The organism is Shouchella oshimensis, assembly GCF_004375095.1.
In the GTDB taxonomy this organism is placed as follows: Bacteria; Bacillota; Bacilli; order Bacillales; family Bacillaceae_D; genus Shouchella; species Shouchella oshimensis.
Map to the genome: position 1 here is coordinate 3,107 of NZ_SNUX01000002.1, position 20,301 is coordinate 23,407.

The following is a 20,301-nucleotide window of genomic DNA, read 5'->3' on the forward strand; positions in this document are numbered from 1 at the left end:
CCATGGCGTAAGCCAGTAAGACCCCTTAGAGATGATGAGGTTGATAGGTCAGAAGTGGAAGTGTGGCGACACATGGAGCGGACTGATACTAATCGGTCGAGGGCTTATCCTAAATTTCTTGAGTTTGAGTATGATGATTGGATTTAGTTTTGAAAGAATCACCGATTCTTTTTAACAAGAAGGGACTATTCCCTTTTAGAATGAGTTTTACAAAGAGCAACAAGAAGATCGAGGACTAGAAGTGCTTGAAGGAAGGAGCGTACTTGCGTACGTGACTGACAGAAAGACACAAATAGGACGAAGAGATTCACCGTTGATCTGACGTCAAAATAAGTCTGGTGGCAATAGCAAAGAGGTCACACCCGTTCCCATGCCGAACACGGTCGTTAAGCTCTTTTGCGCCGATGGTAGTTGGGGGCTTCCCCCTGTGAGAGTAGGACGTTGCCAGGCAATGAGAAGACACCTGAAAAGGTGTCTTTTTTTGCGTAGAAAGAAAAGCGCAAAAGAGCTGCGCTTCGGCAGAAGTGAGGCAACCAAAAAAGTAATCATATGAAACGAGCACAATAAAAAAGAACAACATGAAAAAACATCGAAGGAAAGCAGCGTGCTTCCCCTGTGAGACGAAAGGGTTGTTTTCGTGAAGCCTCATGGGAAGCATCGGGAACCCATCAACAAGAGGAACGCCCTCGAAGAAAACCACCGTGGAGCTGTAGGACGTTGCCAGGCAATGAGAAAGACACCTGAAAAGGTGTCTTTTTTTGCGTAGAAAGAAAGGCGCAAAAGAGCTGCGCTTCGGCAGATCAGATCGCACAGTGAAGCGGTTTGACGTTTAGTAAACAGCCGTTTAAGACAAGTGATTCGCAGTTTTCTTATTGAACCTCTCTTCTAATATGTTATAGCGATACTCAAAAATTTCTTCTAATCGACTCTTGACGGTTATCGAATGTGCAAGCTGTCCAATAAAGTGAAAAGGTAAGCTGTAATGGACGATGTCAGTCATCTTCACACCTTTTTCTGTTTCTGAAAAATGATGCTGGTGGTGCCATAGCTTAAATGGTCCAAATCGTTGTTCATCAATAAAATAAGATTGGTCGACTACTTGAGTAATTTCCGTTACCCACGTTAAAGGAATAGAAAGTAGAGGGCTAACCTTATACGTAATTAGTTGTCCTGGATAAATGTGCTCTCCAGGAGAATTGGTAATTGTGAATTTCATATAACTAGGTGTAATAGCTTGGAGATTTTCAGCACTAGAAAAAAAAGCCCAAGCATCATCTAGAGAGATAGCTAACAGTTGTTCGCGTTTTAACATGTACACTCGCATAAATATGCACCTTCCTAACAGGAAAAACAATACCCTTTTAAAAAAAATTAAAACAAGATAGTGGAATCTAGTCTAGAAGATGTCGGCTTGGTCATAATAGAGATAGTTAGTTGTTGAAGTTTTTAATTAAACAGCTTATAATAAAGCTATTAATAGTCAAATATAGTCAAAGTCAATGTTGTCCTTTCCTAGGAGGGTTGATTGATGAGTAATATAACGGACTTAATTGAACAATATTTAAAAATGACATTGACTCGTAGCGGAAAAGAATTGTTGGAAATAAAGCGGAGTGAACTGGCGAAACAGTTTCAATGTGTGCCATCCCAAATTAATTATGTAATTAGTACGCGTTTTACTTTGGAAAAAGGGTATATAGTGGAAAGTAAGCGAGGTGGTGGCGGTTATATTCGCATCACGAAAGTAGAGTCACATGAGGATGCCGCTTTATTTAATCATATGCAAAGTTTAATTGGCTTGAAAATTGACCAACAAACCGCGCAAAATATTGTGTTTCGTCTTTATGAAGAAGAGGCGATTACAAAACGCGAGGCGAAAATCATGTCTAGCATATTAGAGAGAGAGCTTTACAAATCCACAATAGAACATCGAGATGAAGTTCGTGCTAATCTTTTAAAAGCAATGATAGAGACGCTCAAATATACGGAAAATCACTAGTTGAGAGGTGATCATCATGGTGTGCCAAGAATGTAATATGCGGCAAGCTACACTGCATTTTACAAAAATTATTAACGGAAAGAAAACAGAGATGCACGTATGTGAACAGTGTGCAAGAGAAAAAGGCGAGGCGATACCAGGGACAGACAGTTTCTCGATCCATCACCTTTTTTCAGGCTTATTCAATACAGACGATAGCAATGCTACACAACGAGATCAAAGTGCAAAAGCTGAATTAACGTGTCCAAATTGTGGACTTAGTTATGAGAAATTCCTTCATATTGGTCGTTTTGGTTGTGCAAGCTGTTATGAGACGTATTCACCAAAACTTTCCTCTGTTTTTAGAAGAGTACATGGTGGAAACAGTAAGCATAGTGGTAAGATTCCCAAACGCATTGGGGAAACCATTCAGATTGAACAGCGAATTGAAGAAATGCGAGAAATACTAAATGAGCATATTCAAAAAGAAGAGTTCGAGAAAGCTGCAGAATTACGTGATGAAATAAGAGCTTTAACAAAGCAAAAAGACATTCCTAAGGAAGGAGGGGAAGAGGGGTGAGCTTAAATCAATTTTTAGAACATGCGATTAGCCCTTGGATGAAGAAAGACGGGATTGAATCGGATATTGTTTTAAGTAGTCGAATACGATTAGCAAGAAATATGAATGCCTTTACCTTCCCTATTCTTTCCTCAAAGGAAGAAGCCTACACCGCCTCTCAATTTATAAAGGAGGCACTAGCTTCCACTCAAACAAGTGCTCTTGGAAACGCTGAGATGCTAACTATGGACGAAATGAAAACGAACGATAAACGAATTCTTGTCGAAAAACATTTAATTAGTCCTCACTTGGCTGAGCAATCAAAACACGGTGCGGTCTTGTTAAGTGAAGATGAATCGGTAAGTATCATGGTAAATGAAGAAGATCATATTCGAATTCAAGTGCTAACAGCGGGTTTTGACTTGGACCATACGTACCAAGCTGCAAGTTCTTTAGATGATTGGATGGAGTCTCACCTAACTTATGCATACGATAGACAATACGGGTACTTAACGAGTTGTCCGACAAATGTTGGAACAGGGATGAGAGCATCTGTCATGATGCATCTACCGGCTCTTGCCATCACTCAACAGCTACAGCGAATCTTGCCGGCAATTAATCAACTAGGTCTGGTGGTTAGAGGAATTTATGGAGAAGGTAGCGAAGCATTAGGGAACCTTTTTCAAATATCCAATCAAATGACTTTAGGGAAGTCAGAGCAAGATATTATTGAGGACCTACAGGGCGTGGTGAAGCAATTAATTCAACAAGAACGTGCTGCTAGAGGGTCCTTATTGGATCACTCGCATTTGAAGTTAACAGATCGCGTTCACCGGTCATTAGGAGTGCTTTCTCATAGTCATATTATTGACTCTAAAGAAGCAACGAGAAGGCTCTCTGATGTAAGACTGGGTATTGACTTAGGCATGATTGAGGGCATTTCTGCAAGCATTTTAAATGAACTCATGATTGTCACGCAGCCTGGCTTTTTGCAAAGGTACGCAGAAACGGTATTGTCTCCTGAACAAAGAGACGAAAGGCGAGCAACCTTAATTAGAGAACGATTAAAGCTAGAATACATGAACTAGTAATACAATCCTTTGGAGGTGTCATCATTTATGATGTTTGGAAGATTTTCTGAGCGTGCACAGAAGGTATTAGCGCTTTCACAAGAAGAGGCAATTCGTTTAAGTCACCACAATATTGGAACAGAGCACATTCTCTTAGGCTTAATTCGCGAAGGAGAAGGAATTGCGGCAAAGGCTTTACAACAGCTAGGACTTGGTTCAGATAAATTACAAAAAGAAGTGGAGGGGCTGGTAGGAAAAGGTCAAGAAGGACAAAAGAGTATACACAGCACGCCACACTATACCCCTCGTGCGAAAAAAGTAATTGAGCTTTCAATGGATGAGGCTAGAAAGCTTGGCCATTCCTATGTAGGTACTGAACATATCTTATTAGGGTTAATTCGTGAAGGAGAAGGTGTTGCGGCACGAGTTCTAAATAACCTTGGTGTGAGTCTGAATAAAGCAAGACAGCAAGTGTTACAACTTCTTGGAAGCAATGAAGGTGGTAGTTCAGCACAGGCTAATGGCTCAGCTGCTAATGCAAATACACCAACATTGGATAGCTTAGCTCGTGATTTAACGGCTATCGCCCGTGAAGAAACCCTTGATCCTGTTATCGGGCGAGGGAAAGAAATAGAGCGAGTGATTCAAGTATTAAGTCGCCGCACAAAAAACAACCCTGTTCTGATCGGTGAGCCGGGTGTAGGTAAAACGGCGATTGCAGAAGGTCTTGCTCAAAGTATCATTGCGAATGAAGTGCCTGAAACGTTACGGAATAAGCGTGTAATGACCCTGGATATGGGAACGGTAGTAGCTGGAACAAAATACCGTGGTGAATTTGAGGATCGTTTGAAAAAGGTGATGGACGAAATTCGTCAAGCAGGTAATGTTATCTTATTTATTGATGAACTGCACACACTCATTGGAGCAGGCGGTGCAGAAGGAGCGATTGATGCTTCCAACATTTTAAAACCGTCATTAGCTCGTGGCGAATTACAATGTATTGGTGCTACCACCCTTGATGAGTACCGCAAGTACATTGAGAAGGACGCTGCACTTGAACGACGCTTCCAACCGATTCAAGTAGATGAGCCAACCTTGGATGAATCCATTCAAATTTTGTACGGCTTGCGTGACCGTTACGAAGCTCATCACCGTGTAACCATTACAGATAGTGCTGTGGAAGAAGCGGTAAAGCTTTCAGATCGTTACATTTCGGATCGCTTTCTACCAGATAAAGCGATTGACTTAATTGATGAAGCGGCGTCAAAAGTACGTTTACGTTCATATACAGCACCTCCAAATTTAAAAGAATTAGAAGCGAAATTAGAAGAAACGCGAAAAGAAAAAGATGCTTCTGTACAAAGCCAAGAGTTTGAAAAAGCGGCTTCTCTCCGTGATTCTGAGCAACGTCTTCGTGAAGAGCTTGAAGAGATGAAGAATGAATGGAAGAAAAAGCAAGGTCAGGAGAATACCGAAGTTGTTGTTGAAGATATTGCTCAAGTTGTAGCGAGTTGGACAGGAATTCCGGTTTCGAAGCTAGCGGAAGAAGAGACAGAACGTTTGTTGAAAATGGAAAGCATTCTGCATGATCGGATTGTTGGTCAAGAAGAAGCCGTTAAATCCATTTCAAAAGCGGTGCGTCGTGCGAGAGCTGGTTTAAAAGATCCGAAGCGTCCCATTGGATCGTTTATCTTCCTAGGGCCAACGGGTGTAGGTAAAACGGAATTAGCTCGTGCAGTGGCAGAGACGTTATTCGGTGACGAAGATTCCGTTATTCGTATCGATATGTCAGAGTATATGGAGAAGCACGCAACGAGTCGTCTTGTTGGTTCTCCTCCTGGCTACGTTGGACACGAAGAAGGCGGTCAATTAACAGAAAAAATTCGTCGTAAACCTTATTCGGTGATTTTATTAGACGAAATCGAAAAAGCGCATCCTGATGTGTTCAACATCTTGCTACAAGTCTTAGAGGATGGTCGTTTAACCGATTCGAAAGGGAGAACGGTTGACTTCAGAAATACGGCTGTGATTATGACGTCAAACGTTGGCGCTTCTCAATTAAAACGGAATAAATATCTTGGCTTCTCAACGGAAACAGAAGGTCAAGAATATAAAGACATGAAGGATCGGGTTATGTCTGAGCTTAAAAACAGCTTTAGACCTGAATTTTTAAACCGAATCGACGAAATCGTTGTGTTCCATTCTCTTGAGAAAAAACATGTTCGTGAAATTATTACGATGATGGCGGATCAGTTGAAACAACGCTTATCTGAACAAGGTATTGATTTTGAACTAACAGAAGAGGCAAAAGATAAAATTACTGAGGCTGGTTATGATCCTGAATATGGTGCTCGCCCGTTACGTCGTGCACTTCAAAAAGAAGTAGAGGATCGTTTGTCTGAGGAATTGCTAAAAGGAACGATTGTTAAAGGACAAAAAGCCGTGATTTATGTAAAAGACGGAGAGCTTGCTGTAGAAGCAAAAGAAGAAACAAGCGTATAATTTAGGTAAACCGGAGGACATTTCGCCTCCGGTTTTTTTAAAAATCAAGCGTTTTTTCCTTGTTTTTGGTACACTTGGCGTAGTGGAATATAACGGAGGAATAAGCGATGGCAAAAGTAAAAACAAAGTTTGTCTGTCAAGAATGTGGCTATGAGTCAGCGAAGTGGATGGGGAAGTGTCCAGGGTGTCAAAGTTGGAATACCCTCGTTGAAGAAAAAGCCGTTCAAGAGAAACAGCGTTCAAGAAGTTATGTAACATCTGGAACGACTGTGCATAAAGCACAGCCTATTACTAAAGTGGTTGGGGAAAAAGAGCCTCGGGTTAGCACAACGATGCCAGAATTAAACCGAGTGCTTGGTGGAGGCATCGTTCCGGGTTCACTTGTTTTAGTAGGTGGCGACCCGGGTATTGGAAAGTCAACGCTACTATTGCAACTATCTGCGAAATTAGCAAATACGAAAGAACGAGTTCTTTATATTTCAGGAGAAGAGTCGGTTAAACAAACGAAGCTAAGAGCAGATCGCTTAGAACTAACTTCTGAAGATTTATACGTACTCGCTGAGACAGATGTGTCACTCATTGAACAAGCTATTGATGAAGTGCAACCTTCGTTAGTTATTATTGATTCGATTCAAACCGTGTATCAAGAGGATATAACCTCTGCTCCAGGAAGTGTTGCGCAAGTGCGCGAATGCACAGCAACGTTTATGCGCATTGCTAAAACAAGAGGCACCGCAGTCTTTATTGTTGGGCATGTGACAAAACAAGGATCCATCGCAGGTCCGAAGCTGCTTGAGCATATGGTAGACTCGGTCTTGTATTTTGAAGGGGAACGACACCACACGTACCGTATTTTAAGAGCGGTGAAAAACCGATTTGGCTCCACAAATGAAATGGGTATTTTCGAAATGAAAGAGCTTGGTTTAGAGGAAGTCTTGAACCCATCAGAAATCTTTCTTGAGGAACGGTCACAAGGAGCAGCTGGCTCGGTTGTGGTGGCATCGATGGAAGGAACCCGACCTGTTCTTGTTGAATTACAAGCATTAATCTCCCCGATGGGCTTTGGGAATCCAAGAAGGATGGCAACAGGCTTAGATCACAACCGGGTATCTCTCATAATGGCTGTTCTTGAAAAGCGGGTAGGGATGCTTTTACAAAACCAAGACGCCTATTTAAAGGTTGCCGGTGGTGTGAAGCTAGATGAGCCAGCCATTGATCTTGCTATTGCTTTAAGTATCGCATCAAGTTTTCGTAATCAGCCTACAGAACCGATGGATGTAGCCATTGGTGAGGTGGGACTGACCGGTGAGATTAGACGAGTATCGAGAATTGAACAACGAGTTAATGAAGCATTTAAACTAGGTTTTAAACGAGTTATTATACCGGAAAAGAATTTAGGTGGTTGGACCGTACCAGATGGCATTGAGGTCGTAGGTGTTCCAACTCTTGATAAAGCGCTCGATGTTGCATTAGGGAGGTAGAGAGAATGGAAGAAAGAAATCGAACAGCTTTTATCCAGAATATATTAAAATTAGTGGCGCCTGGAACCCCTTTGCGAGCAGGGATTGATAATGTATTGCGTGCCAATACAGGTGGCTTGATTGTCCTAGGCTATAACAATGAAATGATGAATATTGTTGATGGTGGCTTTTTTATCAATAGTGATTTTTCACCCGCTTATTTATATGAGTTAGCAAAGATGGATGGTGCCATTATTCTAAGTGAAGACGGAAAACGAATTTTGTATGCAAATACCCAGCTTGTTCCTAACAACAATATTACATCAAGTGAAACGGGAATTCGCCATCGGTCTGCTGAACGTGTCGCAAAGCAAACAGGGAATCTAACAATCTCCATCTCTCAAAGAAGAAATGTGATTACACTTTATCAAGGTGAGCACCGATATGCACTAAAGGACATTGGTGTCATTTTGACAAAAGCAAATCAAGCCATTCAGACACTAGAAAAATATCGTGCTGTACTGGATCAAAGTATTACGAATTTAGGAGCTATGGAATTTGAGCAGCTTGTAACGTATAGCGATGTGGTACAAGTGATTCATCGAATTCAAATGGTGTTACGCATTAAGCAAGAAATTCAAAACTTTATTTTGGAGTTAGGCGACGAAGGGCGTCTCATTACGATGCAGCTCAAGGAGCTTGTATCCAATACCGAGCAAGAAGCCATCCATTTGTTAAAAGATTATTCAAAAGATCGCCATCAAGACGTTACGAAAACATTAGCAGATTTAACGAGTTTATTGAATGAAGATTTGCTCGATGAACAAGCGATCATCAAAGCGCTAGGGTTTGGACGAGCAACGAATATTCTTGATCAAGCAGCTTCGCCTAGAGGGTACAGAATCTTGCACCGTATTCCGAGATTGCCGTCTCAAATTATTGAAAATGTTATTAATGAATATGGTCACTTATCAAGCGTTATGGTAGCAACGGTTGAGCAACTGGACGAAGTTGATGGAATTGGTGAAGCGCGGGCAAAAATGATTAAAAACGGTTTAAGTCGTATACAGGAACAGTTGTTTGTCGACCGACACATTTAAACAAAAAGAAGGGGAGAACCCTTCTTTTTGTGTCTAAATTAAAACGTTAATCTTGTATAATTCAAGATTTCATGTTTTTTTGTGGGAAATACAGTTTGCTAGGTTTGAGAGTTGTATACTTGTCTATAATAGCTACAAGGAGGTGTATACATGCATGCTTAAATGGATTATTCAAATCTTTTTTATACTAGCCGGAGCTACTTTAGGTATCTTTTTTATTCCGGAGTTATTCGATGCGACAGGCTATAACGTACCCACTTGGTTAGATACCCCATATACAGGAGCGACCATCGGTGCACTACTATTTTTTATCGTATCGTTGTTTATCGCACGTTATATTGTTAATTTTTTCAAAATGGTCGAAGAAACGATAGTGAAAGCGCCAATAGCAGACGTTATAACTGGATCAATAGGTCTTATTATCGGCTTAATTGTTGGGTATCTAGCTGGTACGCCGTTAAATGCATTAAATTTACTTGTCATCAGTAACATCTTGCCAAGTTTTATTACCATTTTGGTTGGCTATCTTGGCTTCCAAATTGGCTTTAAAAAGCGTGATGATATGGTTCAATTCATCCAATCCATGCGTATCCCAAGAGAGCGAGACAATCAAAAGAAAAAAGACCAGGAAGAGAATGAGGGTAAGCAAGGTCAACATCTGAAGATTCTTGATACGAGCGTCATTATTGATGGACGAATCGCCGACATTTGTCAAACAGGGTTTTTAGAAGGGACGCTTGTTATTCCGCAATTTGTACTAGATGAATTGCAATATATTGCTGACTCATCCGATGCATTAAAACGAAATCGGGGTAGAAGAGGTCTTGATATACTAAATCGCATTCAAAAAGAGCTCCCTATTGATGTGGAGATCTATGAAGGGGATTTCGAAGAGATACAAGAGGTCGATAGCAAGCTTGTAAAGTTAGCAAAAGTAACATCTGGAATGGTTGTTACAAATGATTTTAACCTGAATAAAGTGTGTGAACTGCAAGGTGTACAAGTGTTAAACATTAATGATTTAGCCAATGCAGTAAAGCCAGTCGTTTTACCTGGAGAGGTCTTAAGCGTTCATGTAATTAAAGAAGGAAAAGAACATCACCAAGGCGTCGCCTATTTAGATGATGGAACAATGATTGTCGTTGAAGGTGGGCGAGAGTGGATTAATAAGCATACAGATGTGACCGTTACAAGTGTACTGCAAACGAGTGCCGGTCGGATGATTTTTGCAAAGCCAAAGTCTTTAGAAAAAGCACAGTAACCATTTCTTAAACCCGTCCTTCAAAAAGGGCGGGTTTTTTGAGCAATTGTAGCTTCCATGGTAAACTACGAATAAGGAATAATTGAAGGAGATTATGATGGATTATAAAGCAATTGTCTTAGCTGCAGGTCAAGGAAAACGAATGAATGCTGGTTTTAATAAACAGCTTATTAAGCTAAACGCAATACCGCTTATTGTTCATTCTTTACGTTTATTTGAACAGGATACCTGCTGTAAAGGAATCATTCTCGTTGTCAGTGAAGAAGAGAGAGAAACGATGCAGAACCTTGTACAATCGTTTACCTTAAAGAAAATTGAACAGATTGTTATTGGAGGGAAGGAAAGGCAAGACAGTGTGTATGCAGCGCTTGAGGCAATGGAACCTTCTACGATTGTACTCATTCATGATGGGGCTCGGCCATTTGTTTCTCAGAAGGTTATTCATGCAGTGGCGGCAGAAGCTGCAAAGCAAGGTGGGGCCATTGCGGCTGTTCCAGTGAAAGATACAATAAAAAAAGTTACAGAAGGTACAGTGTGTGAAACTGTGCAGAGAACTCAGTTATGGGCTGCTCAAACACCACAAGGTTTTCAGTATGACTTAATTGTAAATGCGCACCAGCAAGCGAGAGCAGCTAACGCTCTTGGGACCGATGATGCTAGTTTATTAGAACGGCAAGGAAAGCGTGTCGCTATTGTGGAGAGTGACTACCTAAATATTAAATTAACCACAGCAGAAGACCTATTATTTGCTGAGACGATTATAAGAACAAAGGAGAACAGAGAACATGATTCGAATCGGACAAGGGTATGATGTGCATCAATTAGTAGAGGGGCGGCCTCTTCTATTAGGAGGAATTGATATTCCTCACGATAAAGGGTTACTTGGTCATTCTGACGCAGATGTGCTACTACACACGATAACCGATGCTGCCCTTGGAGCCATTGCGGCAGGTGACTTGGGGAAGCATTTCCCTGATACCGATGATGCGTTTAAGGATGCTGATTCAAAGGTGCTTTTACAAGATGTTTGGAAATTGGTAAAAGAAGCAGGGTACACGTTAGGAAACGTCGATTGTACGGTTATGGCGCAAAAACCTAAGCTGGCACCTTATATTGATCCGATGCGAGAACAAATTGCTCAATTGCTCGAAACAGACATTGCAAATGTTGGATTAAAGGCAACAACGACAGAAAAGTTAGGCTTTGTCGGTCGCGAAGAGGGTATTGCGGCGCAAGCGGTTATTTTACTAATAAAAAAGTAATCCACCTTTGTTTTCGTAGGAGAACATGCTAGAATGATTCAGAATAAGAGCTAGAGGAGTGCAACGACATGGCAAAAGAAGTACGGGTACGGTTTGCTCCAAGTCCAACAGGGCATTTACATATTGGCGGAGCGAGATCGGCATTGTTTAACTATTTAATGGCGAAGCATACAAATGGGACATTTGTACTTCGAATTGAAGATACAGATCAAGCGAGAAATGTTGAAACGGCAACTGAAAAACTAATGGATAGCTTAAAATGGCTTGGTATTCAGTGGGATGAAAGTGTTGATACAGAGCACGGCGAATACGGTCCTTATCGCTCGATGGAGCGTGTTCATCTTTATAAAGACTATATTCAGCAGTTAGTAGATGAAGGGAAAGCGTATTATTGTTATATGACGGAAGACGAGCTTGAAGCAGAACGTGAAGCGCAGAAAGCACGTGGGGAAATGCCAAAATATAGCGGCCGTGATAGGGATTTAACAGCAGAGCAGCGTCAAGCATACGAGGCGAAAGGAATCAAGCCTGTTGTCCGTTTTAAAGTACCACAAGATCAGATGATTACGTTTCATGATTCTGTACGTGAAGAAGTGTCGTTTGACTCGAATGGAATTGGCGATTTCGTTATTGCTCGTAAAGATGGCGTGCCAATGTATAATTTTGCGGTTGTTGTGGATGACCACCTAATGAAGATTAGCCATGTTATTCGCGGAGAAGAGCATTTATCGAATACACCAAGACAGATTCTGTTGTTTGAAGCATTTGGTTGGGAAGTACCAACTTTTGCACATGCGTCCCTTATTCTTAACCCGAATCGCCAGAAAATGAGTAAGCGAGATGAATCGATTATTCAATTTGTTGAACAGTATAAGGAGCTTGGCTATATGCCAGAAGCGATTGTCAACTTCTTAGCTTTATTAGGGTGGTCGCCAGTGGGAGAAGAGGAGATCTTCACATTAAAGCAATTAGAAGAACAATTTACACTTGACCGCGTGTCGAAAGCTCCTGCTGTGTTTGATACGGATAAGCTTGCATGGATGAACAACCAGTATATTAAAGAAGCAGACCTTGATGAAGTAATTGATTTAGCGCTACCACACTTAATTTCAAGTGGTCGTGTTTCTGAAAATATGGGTGAAGAGCGTCTCGAATGGGCGAAGCGTCTTATCGGTCTTTATCAAGAGCAAATGCAGTACGGTGCAGAGATTGTCACGCTAACGGAACAATTTTTCAAGAAAGACGTAGATTATACAGAAGACGCAAAAGCAGTTCTAGCAGAAGAGCAAGTACCAGAAGTCTTAGAGCAATTTGCGAAAGAACTTGACCAGTTAGAAGAATTTACAGTGCCAGAGATTAAGAAGGCGATTAAAGCGACACAAAAAGCAACAGGGCAAAAAGGAAAGAAATTATTTATGCCAATTCGTGCGGCTGTGAGCGGTCAAACCCACGGACCAGAGCTTGGAGATACGATTGAGCTGTTAGGCAAAGCGGTAGTGACAAGTCGTTTACAAGAAGCGGTCCAACAATAACATATAGCTATACATGATGATTGGGAAAAGTAAGCACAGGAATTTTACAGAGAGAATGACCAAGGGCTGGAAGTCATTTAGAAGGAATGTGTTGAACATGCACCCAGGAGTCTTGCTTTGAATGCATATGCGTAGTAGGAGTGAGCGGCAGACCACGTTAAGGTTAGAGAGATCCAGGTTTTTGCCTGGAAAACAGAGTGGAACCGTGCAATCTTGTGCCTCTGTACCTACTGTAGGTACGGAGGTTTTTTATTGTGACAAAAAGGAGGGGAATTGTTTGAGTTTAATGCGTACCATGCTTAGTGACATAGACGTTGTATTTGATCGAGATCCTGCAGCAAGAAACCGATTAGAAATTATTTTTACGTACTCAGGTGTGCATGCGGTATGGGGGCACCGCATCGCTCATGCGCTATGGAAAAGAGGCTGTTTTTTCCTAGCTCGATTGCTTTCTCAGTTTACGCGTTTTTTGACGGGTATAGAAATCCATCCTGCTGCCCAAATTGGAGAAAGACTTTTTATTGATCATGGTATGGGTGTTGTCATTGGTGAAACATGTGAGATAGGAAATGATGTCACCATTTTTCAAGGAGTCACGTTAGGCGGTACAGGGAAAGAAAAAGGCAAGAGGCATCCTACAGTGAAAGACGGGGCACTTATTGCCACAGGAGCAAAAGTGCTAGGGTCTTTTACAATTGGAGAGCAAGCTCGAATCGGAGCAGGCTCAGTTGTTTTAAATGAAGTGCCTGCCTATTCAACTGTTGTTGGTATTCCAGGGAAAATTGTCATTAAAAACGGAAAGAAAGTTGCTTCAGCGCATACATTAGACCATTCATTACCCGATCCCATTGCAGACAGTATTTCAGAAATGGAAAAAGAAATTCAGCGTTTAAAACATGAATGTGTTCGGCTTTCGGAGGAAAAAAACGGGTCAATCCATTAAGCAGTCATAACGGATATTGGAAAGGAAGTTTACCATGTTAAGAATCTATAATAGCTTAACGAATAAAAAAGAAGAATTTAAGCCGATGGTTCCTGGGAAAGTAAAGATGTATTTCTGCGGACCGACAGTTTACAATTTTATACACATTGGAAATGCCAGACCACCTATTGTGTACGATATGGTCCGACGTTATTTAACGTATCGTGGTTTTGATGTCACGTTCATCTCAAATTTCACAGACGTCGATGATAAAATTATTCGTGCTGCACAAGAACTTGGTGAAGAAGTTTTTGATGTAGCAGAACGATTTATTGAAGCGTACCACACAGATACTGCCGCATTAAATGTGAAAAAAGCAGATCTTCATCCTCGTGTAACCGAGACAATGGATGACATTATTGATTTTATTAAACAACTTGAAGAAAAAGGATTTGCTTACGAAGCCGGTGGGGATGTTTATTTTCGAACAAGGAAGTTTGATGATTACGGAAAGCTCTCGGGCCAATCAATAAATGAATTGCGAAGTGGAGCACGAATTGGTGTAGATGAACGCAAAGAAGATGCGGTTGACTTCGTTTTGTGGAAAGCAGCTAAGCCAGACGAAATATCGTGGGAAAGTCCATGGGGGAATGGACGACCTGGGTGGCATATTGAATGTTCAGCAATGATTCGAAAAAATTTAGGTGACACCATCGACATCCATGCAGGCGGAAAAGATTTAACGTTTCCCCATCATGAAAATGAAATTGCCCAATCAGAGGCACTAACAGGAAAAACATTAGCAAATTATTGGATGCATAATGGATTTGTTAACATTAATAACGAGAAAATGTCGAAATCTCTTGGCAACTTTGTGTTAGCACATGACATCATTCAACAATTCCCGGCAGAAGTCGTGCGCTACTTTATGTTGTCCACTCACTATCGTACGCCAATAAACTTTAGTGACGAATTGTTAACAAGTGCAGTAACAAGTCTTGACCGTTTAAAAAATGCGGTTACAAATATCCAGCATCGTTTAAATGAAACGGTGGATTTAGGGAAAAGTGATGATTGGTTGGAAAAGATTGCGTCCTATAAACAGCGTTTTATAAAGGAAATGGATGATGATTTTAATAGTGCAAATGCGATAAGTGTCCTATTTGATTTAGCTAAAGAAGCAAACGTTTATACGAGCGAGGCGCAAACATCTAAGCGCGTTTTGGAAGCATTTTTGAAGCTGTTTGAAGAGATAAGCAACGTACTTGGCTTGGAACTGACTCATGCAGAGGAACTGGTAGATGATGAGGTTGAAGCGCTTATCCAAGAACGGAATGAAGCTCGAAAATCAAGAAACTTTGCCCGTGCAGATGAGATTCGAGACCTATTAAAAGAAAAGAAAATCTTGTTAGAAGATACGCCTCAAGGTGTAAGGTGGAAACGAGGATAACGTGAAATCAAAAATGGAATGGAAACAGTTGAATGGTTTAGCCTTAGCCTATATGGGGGATGCCGTCTTTGAGAAGCGTGTTCGATTTGAGCTTCTCAAAGAAGGGGCAGTACGTCCGAATAAGCTGCATCGTGCAGCTACGACGTATGTTTCCGCAAAGGCACAGTCTTACATTCTGCATGAATTAGAGAATCGGGGTTTGTTGACAGACGCAGATTTTGCTGTCATAAAAAGAGGTAGAAATGCTAAATCACACACAATCCCTAAAAACACAGACGTTGCAACTTACAAAAATTCAACAGGATTTGAGGCGCTTTTAGGCTATTTATATGTTCTTGAAGAAACAGATCGACTCGAACAGTTGCTAAGTCAATCGATTCAAATTATTAAAGATAAAGGAGGGCAGTCTTCATGAAAAAGAAAGAACGGACAAACGTGAAAAAAGAAAAACCTCAGTTAAACCAACGAAAACGACCACGACCCCAACAACCAGCTGAGCCAGTGAATGATCCCCAAAGTGAGTTTGTGACAGGAAAAAACCCGGTCATTGAGTCATTAAAATCGGGAAGAGAGATTCATAAAGTATGGATTGGGGAAGGATCGCAGCGTGGTCAAATGACCTCGATTATTCAGTCAGCAAAGGAAAAAAATATTCTTGTACAAACTGCCCCTAAAAAGAAGCTTGATCAACTAGTTGGGCACCAAAACCACCAAGGTGTTGTCGCTTCAATTGCTGCCTATCGGTATGCGGAAATAGATGATCTGTTTGGGAAAGCGAAAGAGAAAGGGGAAGAACCGTTCTTTCTTATCCTTGATGAAATTGAAGACCCACATAACCTAGGTTCGATTATGCGAACAGCTGACGCCGTTGGGGCACACGGTATTATCATCCCGAAGCGACGTGCAGTTGGCCTCACACAAACGGTGGCAAAATCTTCAACGGGTGCCATTGAGTATATTCCAGTTGTACGTGTGACAAATATTCCAAGAACAATGGATGATTTAAAGAAACGTGGCTTATGGTTTGCAGGTACCGATGCAAAAGGTGAACAAGATTACCATCAAGGTTCTTTTGATATGCCGTTAGGTCTTGTCATTGGCAGTGAAGGAAAAGGGATTAGTCGATTAGTGAAAGAGAAGTGTGACTTTCTATTGCAAATCCCTATGGTTGGTCATGTGACGTCTCTCAATGCTTCGGTTGCTGCAAGTCTATTAATGTATGAAGTGTTCAGGAAACGAAAAGGACTAAACTAAGATGAACATTCTGCTCGTTGATGGCTATAACATGATCGGAGCGTGGCCTGTATTGCAGCGCCTTAAAGTAAAAGATTTAGGTCAAGCAAGGGACAAGCTCGTTGACATGCTCGCTGAATATGCAGCTTATACTGGCTTTAACGTGAAAGTCATCTTTGATGCACACATGGTGTCTGGTATTGGAAAGGCGTATCATACCCATAGAGTGGATGTACTATATACAAAGAATAAAGAAACAGCAGACGAACGGATAGAAAAGCTAGCGCGGGAATTAAAAAGAATTGATCGAACAATCTATGTCGCTACTTCTGATATGGCAGAGCAGTCGGTTATATTTGGTAGTGGAGCGTTGCGGAAATCAGCAAATGAGCTAATGGTGGAAACGGAACTTGCTTCAAAGCGAATCAACAAGATGGTACAAAAGACAAAATTAGTGCAGGAATCGTCGAAAATTAGCTTATCAGAGGAAGTTGCTGAAATTTTTGAAAAATGGCGTCGAGGAGACAAATAAGCTGTTGACCTGCTAGAAAAATGTGCTATATAATGTGTATAACTTTTCACAACATTATGTCTATGCAATCGCGAGGAGTGATTAGTTTGGGTGCAGGTCTAGTAGAAGAAGTCGCAGTAAGGTTTCAAGAAAATCCATTTGTCAACTGGGAAGACGATTCGCTCATTAACGAAGTTCGAACAGGCAATACACTTGCATTAGAGCACTTGATTGGAAAATATCGTAATTTTGTGAGGGCAAAAGCGCGATCTTATTTTCTAATTGGTGCAGATCACGAAGACATTGTTCAAGAAGGAATGATTGGGCTTTATAAAGCAGTGAGAGATTTTAATGGGGACAAGCTATCTTCGTTCAAGGCTTTTGCTGAACTATGTATCACTAGACAAATTATCACGGCGATTAAAACAGCAACAAGACAGAAACACATTCCGCTTAATTCATACGTTTCATTGGACAAGCCGTTGTATGACGAAGAGTCTGATCGAACGTTAATGGATGTTATTTGTGGGAATCGAATCACTGATCCTGAAGCGCTTTTAATAAACAGAGAGGAATTTTCGTTTATTGAAGGTAAGATGAGTGAGATTTTAAGTGAGTTAGAACGACAAGTACTTATGCTTTATTTAGATGGTCGGACTTATCAAGAGATTTCTGTGGATCTTAAGCGCCACGTGAAATCAATTGATAATGCCTTGCAACGAGTAAAGCGAAAGCTAGAACGCTATGTTGAATTAAAGAGCGTCATGCTATAATGAATAAGGGCGTTGACTTCTGTCACGCTCTTTATTTCTTTTGCCATAGATTGACACTATGTACTAGCTGTGCTAGAGTCTAAGGGCATGTGGATTCGTCGGAGGTGTGGAACGAATATGAAAAAACGTATAATGGCTTGTGAACGTTGTCAAGCGAGAAACTACTCGTATCCAACGGACAATAATGCGCACACCCGATTAGAAATGAAGAAATTTTGCAAACGATGCAATGAACATACGCTCCATTTAGAAACAAAATAACATTTTCAGTAAACGTCTTTATGGACGTTTCTTTTTCGAGATATCGAGATTAATGGAGGTGCTCCTAGCAAGATGGCTGATGAAAGAAAAGGTCCTGTGGCGTTTCTTCGTAATGTAGGCAAAGAAATGAAGCGAGTCTCATGGCCAACAAGAAAAGAACTTACGCGATATACATTAGTTGTACTAGCAACGCTCGCAATTATGGTTGGTTTCTTTTTCCTAGTGGACGAAGCCATTTCGTTTTTATTACGATTTTTACAGTAGGCAAGGTTGAGTTGGATTAAAAGGAGGGAAGGACAGCTGTCCTGAAAAATGGAAAAGAATTGGTTTGTAGTACACACGTATTCAGGTTATGAAAACAAAGTAAAAGCAAATCTAGAAAAACGTGTGGAATCGATGGAAATGACAGATCACATTTTCCGCGTGCTCGTTCCGGTTGAAGAAGAAACGGAAACGAAAAACGGAAAAACAAAACAAGTAACAAAGAAAGTCTTTCCTGGATACGTATTAGTGGAAATGGTTATGACAGATGATTCATGGTATGTTGTGCGTAACACACCAGGCGTAACTGGATTTGTTGGATCAGCAGGTGCAGGTTCTAAACCGACAGCGCTTATGCCTGATGAAGTTGACCGCATCCTTAAACAAATGGGCGTGGAAGAACAGCTTATGGAAGTGGACTTTGAAATTAAAGAGTCTGTTAAAGTGAAAACAGGTCCATTTGCAGACTTTGTCGGTACGATTGAAGAGATTCAACTAGATAAACAGAAGCTAAAAGTGCATGTAAACATGTTCGGTAGAGAAACACCAATTGAATTAGAATTTGCGCAAGTTGAAAAGATTTCTTAAAAAAACTTGCGCCATTGTTTTTTAAGTGATAGAATCTTAATGTTTAGTATGACATGTACTATACAGTCGGATGTTTTTGCATCCGTCTTTTTGAGTGGGAGGATATGAAATTTGACATATCCGGGTAACCACATCACGGACTTAAGGAGGTATGTCACGTGGCTAAAAAGGTAATTAAAATGGTTAAGCTACAAATCCCTGCAGGTAAAGCTAATCCGGCACCACCAGTTGGACCAGCACTAGGTCAAGCAGGTGTAAATATCATGGGATTCTGTAAAGAATTTAATGCTCGTACAGCAGACCAAGCAGGTCTTATCATTCCAGTAGAAATTACTGTATTTGAAGACCGTTCTTTTACATTTATCACAAAAACGCCACCAGCTGCAGTTCTTTTAAAGAAAGCAGCAGGAATCGAATCAGGTTCTGGTGAGCCAAACCGTAACAAAGTTGCGACTGTTAAACGCGATAAAGTAAAAGAAATCGCTGAAACAAAAATGCCTGATTTAAACGCGGCTTCTGTTGAAGCGGCTATGCGCATGGTTGAGGGTACTGCCCGCAGCATGGGTATTGTGATTGAAGACTAATTGGTTCGTTTGCTGAGAGGTTGCGCTCACATATGGGTCGCAGCCTTTCAAATAGTGGGAGGACTTTCCGTTAAAACCACATACGAGGAGGAAATAGAATGGCTAAAAAAGGTAAGAAATATACAGACGCTTTGAAGCTTGTTGATCGCGATGCGTCATACCAAGCAGAAGAAGCTATCGAATTAGTGAAAAAAACATCGATCGCTAAGTTTGATGAAACAGTAGAAGTTGCTGTTCGTCTTGGCGTTGATCCTAAAAAAGCAGACCAGCAAATCCGTGGAGCAGTTGTGCTTCCTCACGGAACTGGTAAGACACAACGTGTTCTTGTATTTGCTAAAGGTGAGAAAGCGAAAGAAGCTGAAGCAGCTGGAGCAGACTTCGTTGGAGAAGATGATTTAATCAACAAAATCAACCAAGGTTGGTTTGACTTTGATGTTATCGTTGCAACTCCTGACATGATGGCTCAAGTTGGTCGTCTTGGTCGTGTGCTTGGACCAAAAGGTCTTATGCCGAACCCGAAAACAGGAACAGTTACATTTGATGTAACAAAAGCTGTTGAAGAAATCAAAGCTGGTAAAGTAGAATACCGCGTTGATAAGTCTGGAAACATTCATGTACCAATTGGTAAAGTTTCATTTGACTCAGCGAAGCTTACAGATAACTTCAAAACAATTATTGAAACACTTCACAAAGTAAAGCCTGCTGCAGCAAAAGGAACGTATGTTAAAAACATTGCAGTAGCTTCAACAATGGGCCCTGGTGTCCGCGTTGTTACTTCAGCTTACTCTAAATAATTCCATTTGACATGGGTTGTAACGTTGTGGTAAGTTTTATCTTGTGATTAAAATAGTCATGCCGTAGACAGTAGGAGCGTGTACGCTTAAATATCCTACCGAGGTGAGCAAATAGATCTCTTGTAATTTAGAGTGAATTGCCCTCGTGTGTCGAACGCGAGGGCTTTCTATATGAGCCGGGCGGTATGCAATTCGTTTTA

At 41.0% G+C, this 20,301-nt stretch carries 22 protein-coding genes, 1 rRNA gene and 2 other annotated features; of the genes, 22 read left to right on the forward strand and 1 reads right to left on the reverse strand.

Features of this window, described 5'->3' with window-relative positions:
• The first annotated feature begins 334 nt into the window (after window positions 1-334).
• Window positions 335-450: ribosomal RNA gene (gene rrf / locus E2L03_RS06055) — 5S ribosomal RNA — on the forward strand.
• A 394-nt stretch (window positions 451-844) separates the two neighbouring features.
• Here the strand turns inward: rrf and E2L03_RS06060 are convergent.
• Entirely contained in the window at window positions 845-1,324 is a 480-nt protein-coding gene (locus tag E2L03_RS06060) for an SRPBCC family protein (RefSeq protein ID WP_038475723.1), read from the reverse strand.
• A gap of 204 nt (window positions 1,325-1,528) precedes the next feature.
• On the opposite strand from E2L03_RS06060, the gene E2L03_RS06065 reads away from it, so the two are divergent.
• The 21 genes from E2L03_RS06065 (at window position 1,529) to rplA (ending at window position 20,101) form a co-directional block, all read left to right on the forward strand.
• Entirely contained in the window at window positions 1,529-1,999 is a 471-nt protein-coding gene (locus E2L03_RS06065) for a CtsR family transcriptional regulator (protein ID WP_038475726.1), read from the forward strand.
• Between the two features lie 16 nt (window positions 2,000-2,015).
• Window positions 2,016-2,558, forward strand: coding sequence for a protein-arginine kinase activator protein McsA (mcsA, locus tag E2L03_RS06070; protein ID WP_038475729.1), 543 nt, complete (start codon window positions 2,016-2,018; stop codon window positions 2,556-2,558).
• On the forward strand, window positions 2,555-3,625 hold the full coding sequence (mcsB, locus tag E2L03_RS06075) for a protein-arginine kinase McsB (RefSeq protein ID WP_038475732.1): 1,071 nt from the start codon (window positions 2,555-2,557) through the stop codon (window positions 3,623-3,625). The genes mcsA and mcsB overlap by 4 nt, the downstream gene beginning before the upstream one ends.
• 30 nt (window positions 3,626-3,655) lie before the next feature.
• On the forward strand, window positions 3,656-6,109 hold the full coding sequence (gene clpC, locus E2L03_RS06080; RefSeq protein ID WP_038475735.1) for an ATP-dependent protease ATP-binding subunit ClpC: 2,454 nt from the start codon (window positions 3,656-3,658) through the stop codon (window positions 6,107-6,109).
• A gap of 107 nt (window positions 6,110-6,216) precedes the next feature.
• Entirely contained in the window at window positions 6,217-7,590 is a 1,374-nt protein-coding gene (gene radA, locus E2L03_RS06085; protein WP_038475738.1) for a DNA repair protein RadA, read from the forward strand.
• A 5-nt stretch (window positions 7,591-7,595) separates the two neighbouring features.
• On the forward strand, window positions 7,596-8,669 hold the full coding sequence (gene disA / locus E2L03_RS06090) for a DNA integrity scanning diadenylate cyclase DisA (RefSeq protein WP_038475741.1): 1,074 nt from the start codon (window positions 7,596-7,598) through the stop codon (window positions 8,667-8,669).
• Between the two features lie 154 nt (window positions 8,670-8,823).
• Window positions 8,824-9,930, forward strand: coding sequence for a PIN/TRAM domain-containing protein (locus E2L03_RS06095; protein WP_055736630.1), 1,107 nt, complete (start codon window positions 8,824-8,826; stop codon window positions 9,928-9,930).
• 97 nt (window positions 9,931-10,027) lie between these two features.
• The gene (ispD, locus tag E2L03_RS06100) at window positions 10,028-10,741 is read left to right on the forward strand and encodes a 2-C-methyl-D-erythritol 4-phosphate cytidylyltransferase (protein ID WP_055736631.1); all 714 of its coding nucleotides are present in this window, start codon (window positions 10,028-10,030) and stop codon (window positions 10,739-10,741) included.
• The gene (gene ispF / locus E2L03_RS06105; protein ID WP_055736632.1) at window positions 10,716-11,192 is read left to right on the forward strand and encodes a 2-C-methyl-D-erythritol 2,4-cyclodiphosphate synthase; all 477 of its coding nucleotides are present in this window, start codon (window positions 10,716-10,718) and stop codon (window positions 11,190-11,192) included. Before ispD ends, ispF begins: the two co-directional genes overlap by 26 nt.
• 68 nt (window positions 11,193-11,260) lie before the next feature.
• A complete protein-coding gene (gltX, locus tag E2L03_RS06110) occupies window positions 11,261-12,724 on the forward strand; it encodes a glutamate--tRNA ligase (protein ID WP_055736633.1) in 1,464 nt (487 codons plus the stop codon).
• A gap of 7 nt (window positions 12,725-12,731) precedes the next feature.
• Window positions 12,732-12,950, forward strand: a binding site (T-box leader).
• A 60-nt stretch (window positions 12,951-13,010) separates the two neighbouring features.
• Window positions 13,011-13,667 carry a serine O-acetyltransferase gene (cysE, locus tag E2L03_RS06115; RefSeq protein WP_038484991.1) on the forward strand — a complete coding sequence of 219 codons (657 nt, stop codon included), beginning with the start codon at window positions 13,011-13,013 and terminating at the stop codon, window positions 13,665-13,667.
• Between the two features lie 34 nt (window positions 13,668-13,701).
• The gene (gene cysS / locus E2L03_RS06120; RefSeq protein WP_038475757.1) at window positions 13,702-15,096 is read left to right on the forward strand and encodes a cysteine--tRNA ligase; all 1,395 of its coding nucleotides are present in this window, start codon (window positions 13,702-13,704) and stop codon (window positions 15,094-15,096) included.
• 13 nt (window positions 15,097-15,109) lie between these two features.
• A complete protein-coding gene (locus tag E2L03_RS06125) occupies window positions 15,110-15,511 on the forward strand; it encodes a Mini-ribonuclease 3 (RefSeq protein ID WP_038484994.1) in 402 nt (133 codons plus the stop codon).
• A complete protein-coding gene (rlmB, locus tag E2L03_RS06130; RefSeq protein ID WP_078440281.1) occupies window positions 15,508-16,350 on the forward strand; it encodes a 23S rRNA (guanosine(2251)-2'-O)-methyltransferase RlmB in 843 nt (280 codons plus the stop codon). The genes E2L03_RS06125 and rlmB overlap by 4 nt, the downstream gene beginning before the upstream one ends.
• Window position 16,351: 1 nt before the next feature.
• A complete protein-coding gene (locus E2L03_RS06135; protein ID WP_038475760.1) occupies window positions 16,352-16,861 on the forward strand; it encodes an NYN domain-containing protein in 510 nt (169 codons plus the stop codon).
• An 86-nt stretch (window positions 16,862-16,947) separates the two neighbouring features.
• Window positions 16,948-17,613 (forward strand): RNA polymerase sporulation sigma factor SigH, encoded by a 666-nt coding sequence (gene sigH, locus E2L03_RS06140; protein WP_038475763.1) that lies wholly within the window; start codon window positions 16,948-16,950, stop codon window positions 17,611-17,613.
• 132 nt (window positions 17,614-17,745) lie between these two features.
• Window positions 17,746-17,874, forward strand: coding sequence for a 50S ribosomal protein L33 (gene rpmG, locus E2L03_RS06145; protein WP_371836654.1), 129 nt, complete (start codon window positions 17,746-17,748; stop codon window positions 17,872-17,874).
• Between the two features lie 72 nt (window positions 17,875-17,946).
• Complete coding sequence (secE, locus tag E2L03_RS06150; protein WP_035395626.1) at window positions 17,947-18,138, forward strand: preprotein translocase subunit SecE; 192 nt, start codon at window positions 17,947-17,949, stop codon at window positions 18,136-18,138.
• 48 nt (window positions 18,139-18,186) lie between these two features.
• The gene (gene nusG / locus E2L03_RS06155) at window positions 18,187-18,723 is read left to right on the forward strand and encodes a transcription termination/antitermination protein NusG (RefSeq protein ID WP_035395629.1); all 537 of its coding nucleotides are present in this window, start codon (window positions 18,187-18,189) and stop codon (window positions 18,721-18,723) included.
• 158 nt (window positions 18,724-18,881) lie between these two features.
• On the forward strand, window positions 18,882-19,307 hold the full coding sequence (gene rplK, locus E2L03_RS06160) for a 50S ribosomal protein L11 (protein ID WP_035395631.1): 426 nt from the start codon (window positions 18,882-18,884) through the stop codon (window positions 19,305-19,307).
• A 98-nt stretch (window positions 19,308-19,405) separates the two neighbouring features.
• Complete coding sequence (gene rplA / locus E2L03_RS06165) at window positions 19,406-20,101, forward strand: 50S ribosomal protein L1 (protein ID WP_038475767.1); 696 nt, start codon at window positions 19,406-19,408, stop codon at window positions 20,099-20,101.
• Window positions 20,102-20,144: 43 nt separating this feature from the next.
• Window positions 20,145-20,280: a sequence feature (ribosomal protein L10 leader region), on the forward strand.
• The last annotated feature ends 21 nt before the right edge of the window (window positions 20,281-20,301 follow it).